Source organism: Microbacterium testaceum, from assembly GCF_001476285.1.
Lineage (GTDB): Bacteria > Actinomycetota > Actinomycetes > Actinomycetales > Microbacteriaceae > Microbacterium > Microbacterium testaceum_B.
Map to the genome: position 1 here is coordinate 26307 of NZ_LDRU01000074.1, position 18501 is coordinate 44807.

The following is an 18501-nucleotide window of genomic DNA, read 5'->3' on the forward strand; positions in this document are numbered from 1 at the left end:
TGATCACGTTTCATTTTCTGAGGAGCACTCGTGGAGTCCATCTCCGAGACCCAGCCCGTCGACGCGCCCGAGGGCGCCGAGATCCCCGCCGAGGAACAGCCTTCGGCTGAATCTCAGGGCACCGACACCGACCAGGCCGACACGGCCGCCGAGACCCCGGATGCCGAGGGCGCAGACGCCTCGGCCGCCGAGGTCGCGGCTGACGACGCGACCACCGACGAGGCCGCCGCCGACGCGGCGCCCGCCGATGCCGCACAGCCCGAGGCGCTGTTCACCGATGACGCGCTGGCCGCCGAGGCGCCTGCCGCGGCCGAGGCGGTCGCTGAGCCCGCTGTCGAGGCGCCCGCCGTTGCCGAGTCCGCTGCTGCCGAGCCCGCTGCTGCCGAGCCCGCCGCCACGGCCGAGGAGCCGGCGGCTGCGGCCGCGGAGGCCCCCGCCGAAGAGGCCGCCCCGGCCGAGAAGCCGGCGAAGGCTCCGCGCAAGCGGGCGCCGCGTCGCGCGACGACCGCCTCCGCAAAGGAGAAGGCGGCCGCCGAGGCCGCTGCCGCCGAGGCTGCCGCGGCCGAAACCGCCGCTGCGGAGGCCGCCGCGGCGGACACCACTGCGACTGACACGGTCGCCGCCGAGGCGCCCGCGGCCGACGTCGCCGCCGAGGCGGAGGTCGACGCGGCGACCCCCGCGACCACCGCTGCCGATGTCGCCGACGACGCCGCCGCGGCCGAGCAGACGCCGACGGTCGACGAGGCCGGCGCGGCTGACGCGACCGACGCGCCGGTTGAGGGCGACGCCCCCTCGAGCGAGGCCGCCGACACCGCCTCGTCGGACGACACCGCCGACCAGACGCCGGCGCGGGGCCGGGGCCGGAACCGGTCCCGCAACCGGAACCGCAACCGCGCCGAGAACGCCGAGACCGCCGAGGCGCAGCCCGCGGCAGCCGATGAGTCCGAGACCGCCCCGCAGGGCGGCCAGCGCGACGGTGGCGCCCAGAACGGTCAGCAGGCTCAGCAGCAGCAGGGCGGCACCAGCAACCGCAACCGTCAGCGCAACAAGCGCCGCGGCCAGAACACGACGGGCGACGAGTTCGATTCCGAGATCGGCGAGGACGACGTCCTCGTGCCGATCGCCGGCATCCTCGACGTGCTCGACAACTACGCTTTCGTGCGCACCACCGGCTACCTGCCCGGGCCGAGCGACGTCTATGTCTCGCTGGGCCAGGTCAAGAAGTACAACCTGCGCAAGGGCGACGCCGTTGTGGGGTCGATCAAGCAGCCGCGCGAGAACGAGCAGTCCAGCCGCCAGAAGTACAACGCGCTGGTCAAGGTCGACTCGATCAACGGTCTGTCGGTCGACGACGCCGCCACGCGCGTGGACTTCGGCAAGCTCACCCCGCTCTACCCGCAGGAACGCCTGCGTCTCGAGACGGCACCCGAGAAGCTGACCCAGCGCATCATCGATCTCGTGGCGCCCGTCGGCAAGGGCCAGCGCGGCCTCATCGTCGCGCCCCCCAAGGCGGGCAAGACGATCGTGCTGCAGCAGATCGCCAACGCCATCGCGCACAACAACCCCGAGGTCCACCTCATGGTCGTGCTCGTGGACGAGCGCCCCGAAGAGGTCACCGACATGCAGCGCACCGTCAAGGGCGAGGTCATCGCCTCGACGTTCGACCGCCCGGCCGAAGACCACACCACGGTCGCCGAACTGGCGATCGAGCGTGCCAAGCGCCTGGTCGAGCTCGGTCGCGACGTGGTCGTGCTCCTCGACTCCATCACCCGCCTGGGCCGCGCCTACAACCTGTCGGCGCCCACCTCGGGTCGCGTGCTCACCGGTGGCGTCGACGCGTCGGCGCTGTATCCGCCCAAGCGCTTCTTCGGCGCCGCGCGCAACATCGAGAACGGCGGATCGCTCACGATCCTCGCCACCGCCCTGGTGGAGACCGGTTCGAAGATGGACGACGTGATCTTCGAGGAGTTCAAGGGCACGGGCAACAGCGAGCTGCGCCTGAGCCGCCAGCTCGCCGACAAGCGCATCTTCCCGGCCGTCGACGTGAACGCGTCCAGCACCCGCCGCGAAGAGATGCTGCTCTCGCCCGACGAGGTGAAGATCACCTGGAAGCTCCGCCGGGCCCTGGCCGGTCTCGAGCCGCAGCAGGCCCTCGAGGTCGTGCTCGGCAAGCTCAAAGAGACGCAGTCGAACGTCGAGTTCCTCGTGCAGATGCAGAAGTCCATCCCGGCGCCGTCGCGCGGCGGTGACGACAACAGCATCCGCTGATCCGAGCGGCAGACGCGATGTCGGTGCCCGCGATGTTCGAGTCGGTCCGAGGACTGATCGAGGAGCACAAGGCCGTCCAGGAGGAGCTCTCCGATCCGGCCGTGCACGCCGACGCTGCGCGCGCCAAGCGCGTGAATCGGCGATACGCGGAGCTGTCGCGGATCGTCGCGGCTCACGAGGCCTGGGTCTCGGCATCCGACGATCTGGTTGCGGCTCGCGAACTCGCGAGAGAAGACGAGGCGTTCGCCGCCGAGATCCCGGCGCTGGAAGAGCGGGTCGCCGAGACGCAGGAGCGTCTGCGGCGCCTGCTCATCCCGCGCGACCCGGATGACGCGCGCGATGTGATCATGGAGATCAAGGGCGGCGAAGGCGGGGCCGAGAGCGCGCTGTTCGCCGCCGATCTGCTGCGCATGTACCTGCAGTACGCCGCCTCGATGGGGTGGAAGACCGAGCTCCTCGAGCGCACGGAGTCCGACCTCGGCGGCTACAAAGACGTCCAGGTCGCGATCAAGGGTTCCTCCAGCGACCCCGCTCTGGGGGTGTGGGCCCACCTGAAGTACGAGGGCGGCGTGCACCGCGTGCAGCGGGTGCCCGCGACCGAGTCGCAGGGGCGTATCCACACGTCCACGACGGGCGTGCTCGTGTTCCCCGAGGTCGACGAGCCCGAAGAGGTCGCGATCGACCCGAACGACCTCAAGATCGACGTGTTCCGCTCGTCGGGCCCCGGAGGCCAGTCCGTCAACACGACCGACTCCGCCGTGCGCATCACCCACGTTCCGACCGGGATCGTCGTGTCGATGCAGAACGAGAAGTCGCAGCTGCAGAACCGCGAGGCGGGTATGCGCGTGCTGCGCGCCCGGCTGCTTGCCAAGCAGCAGGAGGAGCGCGACGCGGTCGCCGCCGACGCGCGGCGGTCGCAGATCCGCGGCATGGATCGCTCGGAGCGCATCCGGACGTACAACTTCCCCGAGAACCGCATCGCCGATCACCGCACCGGATACAAGGCCTACAACCTCGACCAGGTCATGGACGGCGCCCTCGGCCCGATCATCGAATCGGCCATCGCCGCCGACGAAGAGGCCCGTCTGGCCGCTCTCGCCGGCGACTGACGTTCTCGCGGTCGCCCCGCCGCCGGGACACATCGTCGCCGAGGGATCGCCCGTCCTCAGTGAGACACGTCGGCCATCACGCGTCCCACACAGGGGGGTGGGGGAGCGGGCCGCGACGATCCTCGAGCTGCGCCGCCAGCGACAGCAGGGTCGCCTCTCCGCCGGGGCGGCCGATGAGCTGCACCGAGACCGGGTGGCCGCTCGCATCGGTCGTGACGGGCAGGGTCAAAGCGGGCAGTCCCGCCACGTTGACGAAGCTGGAGTACGGTGCGTACTCGACCTGCATCGCGAACGTGCGCTCCGGGCTGTGACCCGCATACGACCCCACAGGCTGCGGCGCCTGCGCCAGCGCGGGGGTCAGCACCACGTCGAAGGCGGCGAAGTCCGCGATCGTCCGACGCTCGAACGCGCGTGCCGAGGCGAGACCGCCGAGCAGATCGAGCGCCGACAGCCGTCGCCCTTCCTGCACCAGCCATGCGGTCAGCGGTTCGACGAGGGTCATGTCGTCGTCGCTCAACGGGATGCGGGCGGCGCTCGCGCGCCAGAGCACGTGGAAGAGTGAGGCATAGCCGAACGGATGCCAGTCGGCATCCGTCACGTCATGGCCCGCGTCCGCGAGCCAGGCGGTGGCCGTCTCGAATGCCGTGCGTGCGTCGGGATCGAGCACGATGTCCTCGTCGTCGTCCCACGGCGACACGGTCGTGACACCGATGCGGAGGGTTCCGGGTGAGCGCCGGGCCGCGTCGACGAACGGCCCCACACCGGGGGCCTCCGTGGCGTAAGCGAACGGGGCGAGCCCCACGAGCGCGTCGAGCAGGAGGCCGGCGTCCTCGGCTGACCGAGCGATCGGCCCGGTGACCGACAGGCCGTCGGGGGAGTCGAAGCCCGAACCGATCGGCAGCCTGCCGCGCGACGGTTTCAGCCCGACGACGCCGACCGTGGCCGAGGGGATGCGGATGGAGCCGCCGCCGTCCGAGCCCACCGCCGCCGGCAGAAGGCCCGCCGCGACGGCGACGGCCGCACCACCGCTGGAGCCGCCGGCCCCGGCCGAGAGTCGCCACGGATCGCGCGCGGGAGCGTGGATGAGCGGTTCGGTGAAGCCGGTGAGACCGAACTCCGAGGTGCTCGTCTTGCCGAGGTTCACGGCACCCGCGGCATCGAGAGCGAGGGCGAGAGGATCGGATGCCGCGGGCACAAGGTGCGCGCGAGCGCGGGAGCCGTAGCGGGTGGGGACACCGGCCCGCGCCACGAGGTCCTTATCGGCGAGGGGGATTCCCCAGAGGGGACCCCGGGTGGGGGCAGCTGCGAGCAGAGCAGATCGTCGGCGTGCCGCATCCGGTGTCACCTCAGCGAACGCCCCGAGATCGGCGAAGCGTCGGATCCGTTCGAGGTAGTGCGTCGTGAGGTCGACGGGCGACAGTTCGACCGCGCGAACCGCCTCGATCTGGGCGGCGAGGGAGAGGTCGTGCAGCCGCGTCATGTGTCGAGCCTAGGGTGCACGTTCCTCGGAGCTCGCCTCAGATCGAATACTCGGGCGCCATCAGCAGGGCGCGCGTGTCGTCGCCGCTCCGCCGCGAGCGCGCCTTCGCCGGGACCCCGACGAGCACGCTGTCCGCGGGGGCGTCCCGCGTGACCACCGCGTTCGCGCCGATCACGGAGCGCGCCCCGATCGTGATCGGGCCGAGCACCTTCGCCCCGGCTCCGACGGCGACTCCGTCGTGCAGAGTGGGGTGGCGCTTGCCGCCCTCGCGCTGCCGACCGCCGAGGGTCACGCCGTGGTAGAGCATGACGTCGTCGCCGACCTCGGCCGTCTCACCGATCACGACGCCCATGCCGTGGTCGATGAAGAAGCGGCGTCCGATCGTGGCACCGGGATGGATCTCGATGCCGGTGAGCCAGCGCGTCACCTGGGACAGGGCCCGTGCCGGGAAGCGCAGACCCCGTCGCCACAGACGGTTCGCGAGGCGGTACGACCACACGGCGTGCAGCCCCGGGTAGAGCAGCGCGATCTCGAGCCCGCCGCGAGCCGCGGGATCGCGGAGCTTCGCCGAGGAGACGTCTTCGCGGATGCGGGAGAGAACCCCCACCGTCAGTCTTCGCGGAGGTGCTCGTAGAGGGCGGTCGAGAGGTAGCGCTCGCCGTACGACGGGATGATCACGACGATGTTCTTGCCGGCGGCCTCGGGACGGCGCGCGATCTCGAGCGCAGCCCAGATCGCCGCTCCCGACGACATGCCGACCAGGATGCCGTCCTTGGCCGCGGTCTCGCGGGCGACGCGGATCGCGTCGTCGAACTCGACGTCGATGACCTCGTCGAGGATGTCGCGGTCGAGGATCGCGGGGACGAAGTTGGGACCGATGCCCTGGATCTTGTGGGGCCCCGGGTGCCCCTTCGTGAGGATGGGGGAGTCGGCGGGCTCGACGGCGACGATCTTGACGCCGGGGACGCGCTCCTTCAGCACCTGGCCGACACCGGTGATCGTTCCGCCCGTGCCGATGCCGGCGACGAAGTAGTCGACCTTGCCGTCGGTGTCGCGCAGGATCTCTTCTGCGGTCGTCTTGCGGTGGATCGCCGGGTTCGCCTCGTTCTCGAACTGGCGCGCCCACACGGCGCCCGGGGTCTCGGCGACGATGCGCTTGGCCTCGTCGACCGCGTACGACATGCCCTTGGTGGGGTCGGTCAGAACGAGCTCCGCGCCGAACGCCTTGAGCAGGATCCGGCGCTCCTTCGACATCGAGGCGGGCATCGTGAGGATGACCTTGTAACCGCGAGCGGCGCCGACCATCGCCAGGGCGATGCCGGTGTTGCCGCTCGTGGACTCGACGAGGGTGCCGCCCGGCTTCAGCTCGCCCGACGCTTCTGCGGCGTCGACGATCGCGATGCCCAGGCGATCCTTGACGCTGGAAGCCGGGTTGTAGAACTCCAGCTTCGCCAGGATCTGCGCCTCGGTCCCCTCCGCAACGCGGTTCAAGCGCACCAGCGGAGTGTCGCCGAACGCAGAGGTGATGTCGGAGTGGATGCCGGGCATGGGTCGCCTTTCGCCGTCGATGAGAACGCGATCATCCTAGGCGAGTCCTCCGACACGCAGGCGTGTGTGACGCCGGACGACTAGGCTCGGACCCCGTCATGCGTGAGACCGCACCACCCCCCGCCCCCACGGCCGTTCCTGTCGCCGACGTCGTCCGCGACCTCGAGGCCCGTTTCGCAGTCGCGGGCATCCCCGACCCGCGGGTCGACGCCGAGCTCCTCGTGGGGCACGTGCTGCAGCTCTCGCGCGGGGGAGTGCAGGCCGCCGCGATCCGCGGAGACCGGATGCCACCCTCCGCTGCCGCGGAGCTGCTCCCGCTCGCCGACCGCCGGTGCGCCCGCGAGCCCCTGCAGCACCTCACCGGTGTGGCCCCGTTCCGTTCGCTCGAGCTGGCCGTCGGCCCGGGCGTGTTCGTCCCGAGGCCCGAGACCGAGATGGTCGCGCAGCTGGCGATCAACGCGCTCGGCGCCGTCGCCTCCGAGTCGCCGATCGCGGTCGATCTCGGAACCGGCAGCGGCGCGATCGCCCTGGCGATGGCCACCGAGGTGCCGCACGCGCGGGTGTTCGCCGCCGAGAACAGCGTCGACGCATTCATCTGGACGAAGGAGAACGTCGCCCGGATCGGAGCGGAGAACGTCACCCTCGCTTTCGTCGACCTCGCCGAGGCGTTCCCCGAGCTCAACGGAAAGGTGTCGGTCGTGGCATCCAACCCGCCGTACGTTCCCGACGACGCCATCCCTCGCGATCCGGAGGTGCGACTGTACGACCCTCCGGCCGCCCTGTACGGCGGACCGGACGGACTGGATGCCGTGCGCCATCTCTCGCGAGTGGGACTTCGGCTGGGCCACCCCGGGGCGACCCTCGTCATCGAGCACGGCGAGTGGCAGGGCGCCGCGATTCGCGATCTCCTTACGGCGGACGGGTGGCGCGCCGCCGCGACGCACCCGGACCTGACCTCGCGCGACCGCGCGACCACGGCGGTGCACCCCTGACACGCGCCCTCGGGAGTGAGGAGCGCCCGACGCGCAAGTAGACTGGCGCGCGATATGTCACCTGTCTACGACTGCCGAGACGAGTCGCAGCTGCTGTCGGGCATGCGCCATGCACGCCAGGCGATCGGCCGCGGCGAGCTCGTCGTGCTCCCCACCGACACCGTCTACGGCGTCGCCGCCGACGCGTTCAACGCCCGCGCCGTGGCCGGTCTCCTCGAGGCCAAGGGTCGCGGTCGCCAGCAGCCGCCGCCGGTGCTGGTCGCCGGGATCGGCACCCTGCGGGCGCTCGTGGCCGAGATCCCTCCGGCCGTGGACGACCTGGTCCGCGAGTTCTGGCCGGGCGGGCTCACCATCGTGCTCCCCGCCCAGCCGTCCCTGTCGTGGGACCTCGGCGACACCCACGGCACCGTCGCCGTACGCATGCCGGCTCACCACCTCACCCTCGAGCTCCTCGAAGAGACGGGCCCCCTCGCCGTCTCCAGCGCGAATCGCACCGGCATGGCGGCGGCCGTGAACATCGACGCCGCGCGCGACATGCTCGGCGACAGCGTCGCCGCGTACCTCGACTCCGGCCCGAGCGAGACGGGGATCGCGTCCACGATCGTCGACGCCACCACCCTCGTCGGCGGTGCCGAGCCTCGCGTGCGCGTCCTCCGAGAGGGCGCCGTCTCCCGCGAACGTCTGCGAGAGGTGCTGGGGGATCTTCTCGAGCCGGATCCCGACCCCGATGCTCCCGTGCCGACCCCCGCCGCGGCTTCCGCCGATGCGTCGAGCGTCGACGCGTCGGACGGTGCGTCTGCACGTGCGGCGTCGGACACGGATGCCGAGGCGCCGGGTCCGTGACCCAATACCTCCTCACCATCCTGTTCACGGCGGCGGTCACGCTCGCGCTGTCGTGGGTGGTGTGGAAGCTCGCCCTGCGCTTCAAGCTCTATCCCGGCATCCGGGATCGGGATGTGCACAAGACCCCGACGCCTCGGCTGGGCGGCGTGGCGATGTTCCTCGGCGTCGTCGCCGCCTTCGCCCTGTCGAGCCGTAACCCGTACTTCTCGATCTTCTGGGTCGACCCGGCTCCCGTTCTGTGGCTGCTCGGTGCCGTTCTGCTCATCGTGCTCGTCGGGGTCGCCGACGACCTGTGGGACCTGGACTGGATGATCAAGCTCGGCGCGCAGTTCGTCGCGGCCGGAATGATCGCGTGGTTCGGTCAACTGCAGATCCTGTCGTTGCCGATCGGTGCACTCACGGTGGGGTCGAGCTGGGTCAGTTTCCTCCTGACCGTCTTTGCGCTCGTCGTGGTGATGAACGCCGTCAACTTCATCGACGGGTTGAACGGTCTCGTGGCGGGCGTGTGCCTGATCGCGAACGGGGTCTTCTTCGCCTACTCATACCTGCTCGTGCGGGACACCGGTGCCAGCACCTACTTCAACCTGGCCTCCTTCATCGCGGCCGTGCTGGTCGGCGCGTGTCTCGGCTTCCTCCCCATGAACTGGACGCCGGCGAAGCTGTTCATGGGCGATGCCGGCGCCCTGATGCTGGGTCTGCTCATGGCCAGCTCCGCGATCGCCATCACGGGGCAGCTCGACCCGGCCGTCCTGGACCCCGAGAAGATCGGCCGTTCGCAGCTGCTGGGTGCGTTCATCCCGATCCTGCTCCCGGTGGTGATCGTCCTCCTTCCGCTGCTGGACTTCGGCCTCGCCGTGGCTCGCCGCCAGTGGGCGGGCCGGTCGCCCTTCTCGCCCGATCGCAAGCACCTGCACCACCGCATGCTCGACATGGGGCACACCGATACCAGTGCGGTCCTCATCTTCTACTCCTGGACGGCCGTGGTGAGCCTGGCCTTCCTGCTCATGTACATCGGAACCCAGCAGAGCTGGCCCGGCGACTATCTGTTCGGCATCCTGTTCGGCGCGGTCGGCGTCGTCGCCTGCGCGGTGCTGACCGTTCTTCCCTCCCCGCATCGCTGGCGACTCGCGTCGCGGCGTCCGCGTCCCACCCCACCGGAGCCCCACTCATGACCAGCATCACTCCCGCCCGTCGCCCGTCCAGCACCCCGGTGCTGCGAACCGCCCTGGTCTGGGGTGGCATCGTCACCGTCGTCCTGCTCGTCGTCGGCGCGGTCGTCGGCCTCTCGGTCGGGGGAGCGGGAGGTCTCGGCAGCGCTCTGGCCGGAGTCGCGGTGAGCGCGTTCTTCCTCGCGGTGACCGCCGCGAGCATCCTCATCGCCAATCGGTGGTTCGGCGATCCGCTGTACGTCCCGATCTTCTTCGGCATCGTTCTCGGGGGGTGGCTGCTGAAGCTGGTGCTGTTCATCGTCGCCATCGTCGTGCTCCGCGAACAGGCGTGGGTGAGCCCGGTGATCTTCTACGTCGCGCTGGTGGTCAGCGTGGTGGCGTCCCTGGTCGTCGATGTCGTCGTGCTCCTGCGCATGCGCATCCCCAGTGCGAGCGACGTGTCTCTGCCCACCGATCCCGACGAGGGCGACCGTCGGTCCTGACGAGGACGCCGACTGCCTATCGTCCCGTCGCCCGTCGTGCAAGCCGGATACCCCGGTGCCGAGAGGATCCGTCGCACGCGCCACATGGATCCGCTGGGAGTTTGATAGGGTGGGGTAAGTACCCGCCCGCACCAGGGTTATCCCTCCAGGTCTGCATTCTGGGTGCTCTCACCGACCATCGTCGCAACGGTTCATACCGGTGCCCCGAAGCTGGAGCCAGCGCTGACTACTCAAGCTGCGACCCTGATCACGAACCTCGCGTCCGCGGGTGCGGAGTTCCACCCGCCGTCCATCGGCGAGTTCTTCCCCGACGCGGTGCTCTTCGAGGGCACGATCTTCGCGATCACCCGCATCAACCTGACGCAGATGCTGGCCACGCTCGTGCTCGTGCTGTTCCTGGTCATCGGAACCCGGCGCATGACGGTCGTCCCCGGCCGCTTCCAGAGCGTCGTCGAGATGGGCCTGGACTTCGTCCGCGTCAACATCGCCGAAGACATCCTCGGGCGCAAGGACGGCAAGCGCTTCCTGCCGATCCTGACCACCATCTTCTTCATGGTGTTGTTCATGAACATCACGGGTGTCATCCCGGGTCTGAACATCGCCGGCACGAGCGTCATCGCCGTGCCCATGCTGCTGGCGATCGTCGCCTACGTGACGTTCATCTACGCCGGTATCAAGAAGAGCCCCGGCGGCTTCTTCAAGAACGCGCTGCTGCCCTCGGGCGTCCCGTGGCCGCTCTACATCATCATCGTTCCGCTCGAGTTCCTCTCGACCTTCATCATCCGTCCCGTCACGCTGACGCTGCGACTCCTGATGAACATGGTCGTCGGCCACCTCATGCTGGTGCTGTTCTTCTCGGCCACGCAGTTCTTCGTGGTCGACCTCAGCGGCTGGTGGACGGCTCTCGGTGCGGGTTCCCTCGCCTTCGGCTTCGCCTTCACCCTGTTCGAAATCTTCGTCGCCTTCCTCCAGGCGTACGTCTTCGCGATCCTCACCGCGGTCTACATCCAGCTCGCGGTCGCAGAAGAGCACTGAGCGGCCCGGCGCACGCCGAGCCACCCAACCGAAAGGAAAAATCCGTGGACGCAACTACGGTTCTCGCCCAGGTCACCGGTAACGTCGCCACGATCGGCTACGGCCTCGCCGCGATCGGCCCCGCCATCGGCGTGGGTATCGTCGTCGGCAAGACGATCGAGGGTGTCGCCCGTCAGCCCGAGCTCGCGGGTCGCCTGCAGGTGCTGATGTTCATCGGTATCGCCTTCACCGAGGCGCTCGCCTTCATCGGCATCGCGACCGGCTTCATCTTCACCTGATCCGGCCGCTCTCGACTCACTGTAAGGAGACAGGATGCTGAACGCTCTTGTCACACTCGCCGCGGAGCCCGCGGGGGAAGCGCACAACCCGCTCATTCCCGCGGTCTACGACATCATCTGGTCGGCCGTGTGCTTCGTCGTCATCGTCTTCGTGGTGTGGCGCGTCGCTCTGCCGCGCATGGCGAAGCTGCTCGACGAGCGCAGTGCTGCCATCGAGGGCAACATCGCGAAGGCCGACGAGGCTCAGCGACAGGCCGAGGCCGCCCTCGAGCAGTACACCGCCCAGCTCGCCGAGGCGCGCCGCGAGGCCGGTGAGATCCGCGAGACCGCGACCCAGGACGGCCGCAAGATCGTCGCCGAGGCGAAGGAGACCGCCGCGGTCGAGGCCGCGCGCATCACCGCCGCCGCTCACAACCAGATCGAGGCCGAGCGCCAGACCGCTCTCGTCCAGCTGCGCTCCGAGGTCGGCACCCTTGCCGTCGATCTCGCGGGCAACGTGATCGGAGAGACCCTGTCGGACGACGCCCGTGCGAACGCCGTCGTCGACCGCTTCCTCGCCGAGCTCGAGGCATCCGAGAAGGCGGCCAAGTAATGGGCAGCGCGACCACTCAGGCGCGGACCGCGACGGCGGAGGCCCTGGCTTCCACCTCGGGCGTCGATCTCGACGTCGCGCGCGAACTGTTCGCTGCCGTCGGCACCGTGAGCGGGTCGGCTCAGCTGAGCGGCGCGCTGTCCGACTCGTCGGTGCCGGCTCCCGCTCGCGCGGGACTGGTGTCGGCCGTCTTCGGCTCTTCCTACCGTCCGGCGACGGTGGCGCTGCTCAGCAGTGCCGCTCAGCAGCGCTGGTCCACCTCCGCCGAGTTCGTCGAGGGCATCGAGGAGCTCGCCGTTCGCGCCACAGCCGTGGCGGAGTCGGCCGACATCGAGCCCGAGCTGTTCTCGTTCTCGCGTACGGTCGCCGCCAACGGAGAGCTCGAGCTCGCACTGGGCGGGCGTCTCGGAGACGCCTCCGCAAAGGGCGCGCTCGTCACGAAGCTCCTCGACGGACGCGTCAGCGCCGGTACGACCCTGATCGTGTCGTCGCTCGTGCAGAACGCCCGCGGTCGTCGGGTGCGCGCACTCCTCCGCCGCGCGGAGAGCATCGTCGCCGACCAACGGACGCGCATCGTCGCGACCGTCTACGCGGCAGCGCCTCTGAGCGCCGAGCAGCAGACCCGTCTGCAGAACGCTCTCAGCGCTCGCTACGGTTCGGCGGTCACGCTGAACACCGTGATCGACCCGACGGTGGTCGGCGGTCTGCGTGTGCAGATCGCGGACGACGTCATCGACGCGAGCGTGTCCGCACGTCTCGCTGACCTCCGCCAGCGGATCGCAGGCTAAAGACTTTCCGCCCGAACGGGCGTGGATCTGGGGGCCTCGCAGCCCCACGAACGAAGGAAGACAATGGCAGATCTCTCTATCAGCCCCGACGTCATTCGTGACGCGCTGAAGGACTTCGTCACCGCCTACGAGCCCACCGGCGCTGCGGCGACCGAGGTCGGCGCCGTCGTCGACGCGGCCGACGGCATCGCTCACGTCGAGGGCCTTCCCGGCGTCATGGCCAACGAGCTCATCCGCTTCGCGGACGGCACGCTGGGCCTCGCGCAGAACCTCGACGAGAACGAGGTCGGTGTCGTCGTCCTCGGCGACTTCGCCGGCATCGAAGAGGGCCAGAGCGTCACCCGCACGGGCGAGGTCCTCTCGGTCGGTGTCGGCGAGGGCTACCTCGGCCGCGTCGTCGACCCGCTGGGCAACCCCATCGACGGTCTCGGCGAGATCGCGACGACGGGTCGTCGTGCCCTCGAGCTCCAGGCTCCCGGCGTCATGCAGCGCAAGAGCGTCCACGAGCCGCTTCAGACCGGCATCAAGGCGATCGACGCCATGATCCCCGTCGGTCGCGGACAGCGCCAGCTCATCATCGGCGACCGCCAGACCGGCAAGACGGCCATCGCGATCGACACGATCATCAACCAGAAGGCCAACTGGGAGTCGGGCGACGTCAACAAGCAGGTGCGCTGCATCTACGTCGCCATCGGCCAGAAGGGCTCGACCATCGCTTCGGTGAAGGGCGCGCTCGAGGACGCCGGCGCGATGGAGTACACCACCATCGTCGCGGCTCCCGCCTCCGACCCCGCGGGCTTCAAGTACCTCGCCCCCTACACCGGTTCGGCCATCGGCCAGCACTGGATGTACGAGGGCAAGCACGTCCTGATCATCTTCGACGACCTGTCGAAGCAGGCCGAGGCCTACCGTGCCGTTTCGCTTCTCCTCCGCCGCCCGCCGGGCCGCGAGGCGTACCCCGGGGACGTCTTCTACCTGCACTCGCGTCTGCTCGAGCGTTGCGCGAAGCTGTCCGACGAGCTCGGCGCCGGTTCGATGACGGGTCTGCCGATCATCGAGACCAAGGCCAACGACGTCTCGGCCTACATCCCCACCAACGTGATCTCGATCACCGACGGCCAGATCTTCCTGCAGTCCGACCTCTTCAACGCCAACCAGCGTCCCGCGGTCGACGTGGGTATCTCGGTCTCGCGTGTCGGTGGTGACGCCCAGGTGAAGTCGATCAAGAAGGTCTCCGGAACGCTCAAGCTCGAGCTCGCGCAGTACCGTTCGCTCGAGGCCTTCGCGATGTTCGCGAGCGACCTCGACGCGGCTTCGCGTCGTCAGCTCGCCCGCGGTGCGCGCCTGACCGAGCTGCTCAAGCAGCCGCAGTACTCGCCGTACCCCGTCGAGGAGCAGGTCGTCTCGATCTGGGCCGGTACCAACGGCAAGCTCGACAGCGTCGAGGTCTCGGACGTGCTTCGCTTCGAGCGCGAGCTGCTCGACTACCTGCGTCGCAACTCGACCGTGCTCGACACGCTGCGCGAGACCAACGTGCTCGACGACGACACGCTCGCCGAGCTGGAGAAGAAGGTCGACGCGTTCGCCCTCGAGTTCCAGCCCGGTGGCGACCAGAGCGTCGTGGGCGCCGAGAAGGTCGACGCGGCCGAGGCGGAAGACGTCAACCAGGAGCGGATCGTCAAGGGCCGTCGCTAAGAGCGGCGACACGAGAACGGAATCATGGGCGCACAACTGCGGGTCTACAAGCAGAAGATCAGTTCTGCTCAGACGACCAAGAAGATCACCAAGGCGATGGAGCTCATCGCGGCCTCGCGCATTCAGAAGGCGATGGCGCGTGTGCGCGCGGCATCCCCCTTCGCGCGTGCCGTGACGAGCGCCGTCTCCGCGGTGGCCACGTACTCGTCCGTCGACCACCCGCTGACGACCGAGCGCGAGAACATCCGCCGCTCGGCCGTGGTCATCTTCACGTCGGACCGCGGTCTTGCCGGCGCCTTCAACTCGCAGATCCTCCGTGAGGGTCTCGAGCTGGCCGAGCTGCTGCGGTCGCAGGGCAAAGAGGTCGTCTTCTACCTCGTCGGACGCAAGGCCGTCGGATACTTCCAGTTCCGTCGCATGCCGAGCATCGAGCAGTGGGTCGGCGACACCGACACCCCGCAGTTCTCGACCGCGGAGGAGATCTCCGAGGCCGTTCTGAAGGCGTACCGCGCGGGTGGCGACAACGACGGCGTCGACGAGATCCACCTCGTCTACAACCGCTTCGTCAGCATGATGACCCAGTCGCCGGAGTCGGTCCGCCTGCTCCCGCTCGAGGTCATCGAGGCAGATGAGGCGCCGGCGCACTCCGAGATCTACCCGCTCTACGAGTTCGAGCCGGACGCGGAGACCGTCCTCGACGCGCTCCTGCCGGTGTACGTCCAGAGCCGCATCTTCAACGCTCTCCTCCAGTCGTCGGCTGCAAAGCACGCCGCGACGCAGAAGGCCATGAAGTCGGCCAGCGACAACGCCGACAAGCTCATCACCGACTACACCCGCCTGCGCAACAACGCGCGTCAGGCGGAGATCACGCAGCAGATCGCCGAGATCGTCGGCGGCGCCGATGCCCTGGCATCCGGCAAGTAAGTTCCCAAGGAGAGAAGAAGCCATGAGCCTCACCGCCGAGAAGACCGACGCGGCCGTCGTCGGACGCGTCGCGCGCGTCACCGGCCCGGTCGTCGACATCGAGTTCCCGCATGACGCGATCCCCGAGATCTACAACGCGCTGAAGACCACGATCACCATCGGTGACGAGTCGACCGAGATCACCCTCGAGGTCGCTCAGCACCTCGGTGACGACCTCGTTCGCGCGATCGCCCTCAAGCCGACCGACGGCATCGTCCGCGGCCAGGAAGTGCGCGACACCGGCGGCCCCATCTCGGTGCCCGTCGGCGACGTCACCAAGGGCAAGGTCTTCGACGTGACCGGTGAGGTCCTCAACGCTGCTCCCGGCGAGCAGATCGAGGTCACCGAGCGCTGGGGCATTCACCGCAAGGCGCCGAGCTTCGACCAGCTCGAGTCCAAGACCGAGATGTTCGAGACCGGCATCAAGTCGATCGACCTCCTCACCCCGTACGTGCAGGGCGGAAAGATCGGCCTGTTCGGTGGTGCCGGTGTCGGCAAGACCGTCCTCATCCAGGAGATGATCCAGCGCGTCGCGCAGGACCACGGTGGTGTCTCGGTGTTCGCCGGTGTCGGCGAGCGCACCCGTGAGGGCAACGACCTCATCGGTGAGATGGAAGAGGCGGGTGTCTTCGACAAGACCGCCCTCGTGTTCGGCCAGATGGACGAGCCGCCGGGGACGCGTCTGCGTGTCGCCCTGTCGGCCCTGACGATGGCGGAGTACTTCCGCGACGTCCAGAAGCAGGACGTGCTGCTGTTCATCGACAACATCTTCCGCTTCACGCAGGCGGGTTCCGAGGTGTCGACGCTGCTCGGTCGCATGCCCTCCGCCGTGGGTTACCAGCCGAACCTCGCCGACGAGATGGGTGTGCTTCAGGAGCGCATCACCTCGACGCGCGGTCACTCGATCACCTCGCTGCAGGCGATCTACGTCCCCGCCGATGACTACACCGACCCGGCCCCCGCGACCACCTTCGCGCACCTCGACGCCACCACCGAGCTCTCGCGTGAGATCGCGTCGAAGGGTCTGTACCCGGCCATCGACCCGCTGACGTCGACGAGCCGCATCCTCGACCCGCGCTACATCGGTGCCGACCACTACCGCGTGGCGACCGCCGTGAAGCAGATCCTGCAGAAGAACAAGGAACTGCAGGAGATCATCGCGATCCTCGGTGTCGACGAGCTCTCCGAGGAAGACAAGATCGTCGTGTCGCGTGCACGTCGCATCCAGCAGTTCCTTTCGCAGAACACCTACATGGCGAAGAAGTTCACCGGTGTCGAGGGCTCCACGGTCCCGATCAAGGAGACCATCGAGTCGTTCGACGCGATCGTCAAGGGCGACTTCGACCACGTGGCCGAGCAGGCCTTCTTCAACGTCGGTGGCATCTCCGACGTCGAAGCCAAGTGGGCGCAGATCCAGAAGGAGAACGGCTGACATGTCGTTGCGCGTGAGCCTGGTGTCGGCCGACGCCGAGGTGTGGACGGGAGAGGCCTCGCTCGTCGTGGCCAAGACCGTCGAGGGTGAGATCGGCTTCATGCAGGGGCATGAGCCGGTGCTCGCGATCCTCGCCCAGGGCGAGGTGCGCATCACCCGCACCGACGGCTCGAAGATCCTCGCCAACGCTGAGGACGGCTTCCTGTCGATGGCGAACGATGAGCTCACGATCGTGGCCGGAAACGCTGCGCTCGTCTCCTGACGCCTGATTCCTTACGACGCGCGTCGCCCGGTTCGCCGGGCGGCGCGCGTCGCTCCTTTCGTGGAAGGTCGCATGCTCGTTCTCCTGCCTCCCTCTGAAACCAAACGGCCCGGCGGCGATGGCGAGGCCATGCGTCTCGAGGCCCTCTCGCTTCCGGCGCTGCGTCCGCAGCGTGAAGCGGTCATCGACGCGCTCGTCGCTCTGTCCGCCGACGAGGACGAAGCGGCGCGGGTGCTCAAGCTCAGCGCGAAGCGTCGTCACGAGATCGCCGACAACGCGGCTCTGCGCAACGCGCCGACGATGCCCGCGATCGACCGCTACACCGGCGTTCTGTTCGATGCTCTGGATGCCACCAGCCTCGACACCGCGGCGCGGTCGTGGCTCGCGGACCACGTGCTGATCCATTCGGCGCCGTTCGGCCCGGTCGGTGCGCTCGACGGCATCCCCGCATATCGCCTGGCGGCGGGAATCTCGATACCCGGACTCCCGTCTTTGCGTCGGGTGTGGGCGGATGCCGTCACCTCGGCGCTGTCCGCTCTCTCGACGCCGTTCATCCTCGATCTGCGATCCGAGGCGTACGCGGCGCTCGGGCCTGTGCCCGCGGATGTCGCGAGCGCCTACGTCCGCGTTGTGACCGGTGGGGGAGAGGCGCCGGTTCGCGCGTTGAACCACTTCAACAAACACGCGAAGGGCGATCTGGTCCGGTCACTGGCGCTCACGGCCCCGACGATCGGGTCTCGGAACGATTTCGTGGCGTGGGGACGTCGGGCCGGCTGGGACATCCGCGAGGCCGCGGACGGAGAGCTCGCCCTGTTCGTCTAGCACACCCGCGCGGTGGGTGTCAGGAAACACTCAGGTTCGCTACCATGTCACCCGCGGGAAACTCCCGCTGGCGCGCGTCTGCGCCATCATCGTCCGAAAGGATCGACGTGGACACCCTTCACCTCGCATACAGCGACCCCTACGGGGCGTCGGATGCCGCCGGGCTGGCAGCCCTGGGCGCCCTGTACGCCTTCTCGGCCGTCCTCGGTCTCATCGGCTACGCCATCACCGCTTTCCTCGCCATGAAGGTCTTCGAGCGTGCGGGAGTCGAGGGCAAGTGGCGTGCCTGGGTGCCGGTGTACAACTACATGGTCTTCGCCAAGCTCGGTGACGTCTCGCCCTGGGTCATCCTCGGAATCGTGATCGCCGGGGTGATTCCGATCCTCAACTTCCTCGCGCTGCTCGCCGGCATCGTCGTGCTCATCATGGCGGCCGTGCGCGTCAACGCGAAGTTCGGTCGCGAGTGGCCGATCCTCCTGCTGTTCCTCCTCAGCGGTCTCGGCGTCTGGATCTGGCTCGGCATCCTCGGCTTCAGTGGCAACCGGTGGAACCCCGCCGCTGCCTCCCCGTCGCCGTGGGGCAACTCGTTCCTCGCCGACAAGACGGTCTGGAACGGCGTGCCCGTGCAGCCCGCGCAGCAGGGCGTCGGTGCGAACGCCGCCCCGCAGGGCTACGGCGCGCCCCAGGGCTACTCGGCTCCGCCGGCCGGCTCGACCCCGCCCGCAGCGGGCACCACCCCGCCG

At 69.0% G+C, this 18501-nt stretch carries 19 protein-coding genes; 16 read left to right on the plus strand and 3 right to left on the minus strand.

What is annotated here, in order from left to right; genetic code table 11:
* The first annotated feature begins 30 nt into the window (after positions 1–30).
* Positions 31–2268, plus strand: a complete 2238-nt coding sequence (gene rho, locus NS283_RS12835) for a transcription termination factor Rho (RefSeq protein ID WP_193751226.1) — start codon at positions 31–33, stop codon at positions 2266–2268.
* A 32-nt stretch (positions 2269–2300) separates the two neighbouring features.
* Positions 2301–3377 carry a peptide chain release factor 1 gene (gene prfA, locus NS283_RS12840; RefSeq protein WP_058597276.1) on the plus strand — a complete coding sequence of 359 codons (1077 nt, stop codon included), beginning with the start codon at positions 2301–2303 and terminating at the stop codon, positions 3375–3377.
* Positions 3378–3453: 76 nt separating this feature from the next.
* Here prfA and NS283_RS12845 read toward each other — a convergent pair whose 3' ends face one another.
* The 3 genes from NS283_RS12845 to cysK are packed head-to-tail and all read right to left on the minus strand — an operon-like array spanning position 3454 to position 6405.
* The gene (locus NS283_RS12845) at positions 3454–4857 is read right to left on the minus strand and encodes an amidase (RefSeq protein ID WP_058597257.1); all 1404 of its coding nucleotides are present in this window, start codon (positions 4855–4857) and stop codon (positions 3454–3456) included.
* A 37-nt stretch (positions 4858–4894) separates the two neighbouring features.
* A complete protein-coding gene (gene epsC, locus NS283_RS12850) occupies positions 4895–5464 on the minus strand; it encodes a serine O-acetyltransferase EpsC (RefSeq protein WP_058597258.1) in 570 nt (189 codons plus the stop codon).
* Positions 5465–5466: 2 nt separating this feature from the next.
* A complete protein-coding gene (cysK, locus tag NS283_RS12855) occupies positions 5467–6405 on the minus strand; it encodes a cysteine synthase A (RefSeq protein ID WP_058597259.1) in 939 nt (312 codons plus the stop codon).
* Positions 6406–6503: 98 nt separating this feature from the next.
* On the opposite strand from cysK, the gene prmC reads away from it, so the two are divergent.
* The 14 genes from prmC to NS283_RS12925 form a co-directional block, all read left to right on the plus strand.
* Positions 6504–7397 carry a peptide chain release factor N(5)-glutamine methyltransferase gene (gene prmC / locus NS283_RS12860; protein ID WP_058597260.1) on the plus strand — a complete coding sequence of 298 codons (894 nt, stop codon included), beginning with the start codon at positions 6504–6506 and terminating at the stop codon, positions 7395–7397.
* 54 nt (positions 7398–7451) lie between these two features.
* Positions 7452–8240 (plus strand): L-threonylcarbamoyladenylate synthase, encoded by a 789-nt coding sequence (locus NS283_RS12865; protein WP_058597261.1) that lies wholly within the window; start codon positions 7452–7454, stop codon positions 8238–8240.
* Positions 8237–9412 (plus strand): MraY family glycosyltransferase, encoded by a 1176-nt coding sequence (locus NS283_RS12870; RefSeq protein WP_058597262.1) that lies wholly within the window; start codon positions 8237–8239, stop codon positions 9410–9412. Before NS283_RS12865 ends, NS283_RS12870 begins: the two co-directional genes overlap by 4 nt.
* Complete coding sequence (locus NS283_RS12875) at positions 9409–9891, plus strand: hypothetical protein (RefSeq protein ID WP_058597263.1); 483 nt, start codon at positions 9409–9411, stop codon at positions 9889–9891. The genes NS283_RS12870 and NS283_RS12875 overlap by 4 nt, the downstream gene beginning before the upstream one ends.
* A 222-nt stretch (positions 9892–10113) precedes the next feature.
* Positions 10114–10926 (plus strand): F0F1 ATP synthase subunit A, encoded by an 813-nt coding sequence (gene atpB, locus NS283_RS12880; protein WP_373426631.1) that lies wholly within the window; start codon positions 10114–10116, stop codon positions 10924–10926.
* A 44-nt stretch (positions 10927–10970) separates the two neighbouring features.
* Positions 10971–11204, plus strand: a complete 234-nt coding sequence (gene atpE, locus NS283_RS12885) for a F0F1 ATP synthase subunit C (protein ID WP_043360904.1) — start codon at positions 10971–10973, stop codon at positions 11202–11204.
* A 34-nt stretch (positions 11205–11238) separates the two neighbouring features.
* A complete protein-coding gene (locus NS283_RS12890; RefSeq protein ID WP_058597264.1) occupies positions 11239–11796 on the plus strand; it encodes a F0F1 ATP synthase subunit B in 558 nt (185 codons plus the stop codon).
* Positions 11796–12584 carry a F0F1 ATP synthase subunit delta gene (locus NS283_RS12895; protein ID WP_058597265.1) on the plus strand — a complete coding sequence of 263 codons (789 nt, stop codon included), beginning with the start codon at positions 11796–11798 and terminating at the stop codon, positions 12582–12584. Before NS283_RS12890 ends, NS283_RS12895 begins: the two co-directional genes overlap by 1 nt.
* Positions 12585–12647: 63 nt before the next feature.
* Complete coding sequence (gene atpA, locus NS283_RS12900) at positions 12648–14279, plus strand: F0F1 ATP synthase subunit alpha (RefSeq protein WP_058597266.1); 1632 nt, start codon at positions 12648–12650, stop codon at positions 14277–14279.
* A gap of 24 nt (positions 14280–14303) precedes the next feature.
* Positions 14304–15203, plus strand: coding sequence for a F0F1 ATP synthase subunit gamma (locus tag NS283_RS12905; RefSeq protein ID WP_058597267.1), 900 nt, complete (start codon positions 14304–14306; stop codon positions 15201–15203).
* 22 nt (positions 15204–15225) lie between these two features.
* A complete protein-coding gene (gene atpD / locus NS283_RS12910; RefSeq protein WP_058597268.1) occupies positions 15226–16674 on the plus strand; it encodes a F0F1 ATP synthase subunit beta in 1449 nt (482 codons plus the stop codon).
* 1 nt (position 16675) lies between these two features.
* A complete protein-coding gene (locus NS283_RS12915) occupies positions 16676–16936 on the plus strand; it encodes a F0F1 ATP synthase subunit epsilon (RefSeq protein WP_058597269.1) in 261 nt (86 codons plus the stop codon).
* 72 nt (positions 16937–17008) lie between these two features.
* Positions 17009–17758, plus strand: a complete 750-nt coding sequence (locus NS283_RS12920; protein ID WP_058597270.1) for a YaaA family protein — start codon at positions 17009–17011, stop codon at positions 17756–17758.
* Between the two features lie 107 nt (positions 17759–17865).
* Positions 17866–18501: DUF5684 domain-containing protein (locus NS283_RS12925; protein WP_058597271.1), on the plus strand; the 636-nt coding region annotated here is incomplete at its 3' end.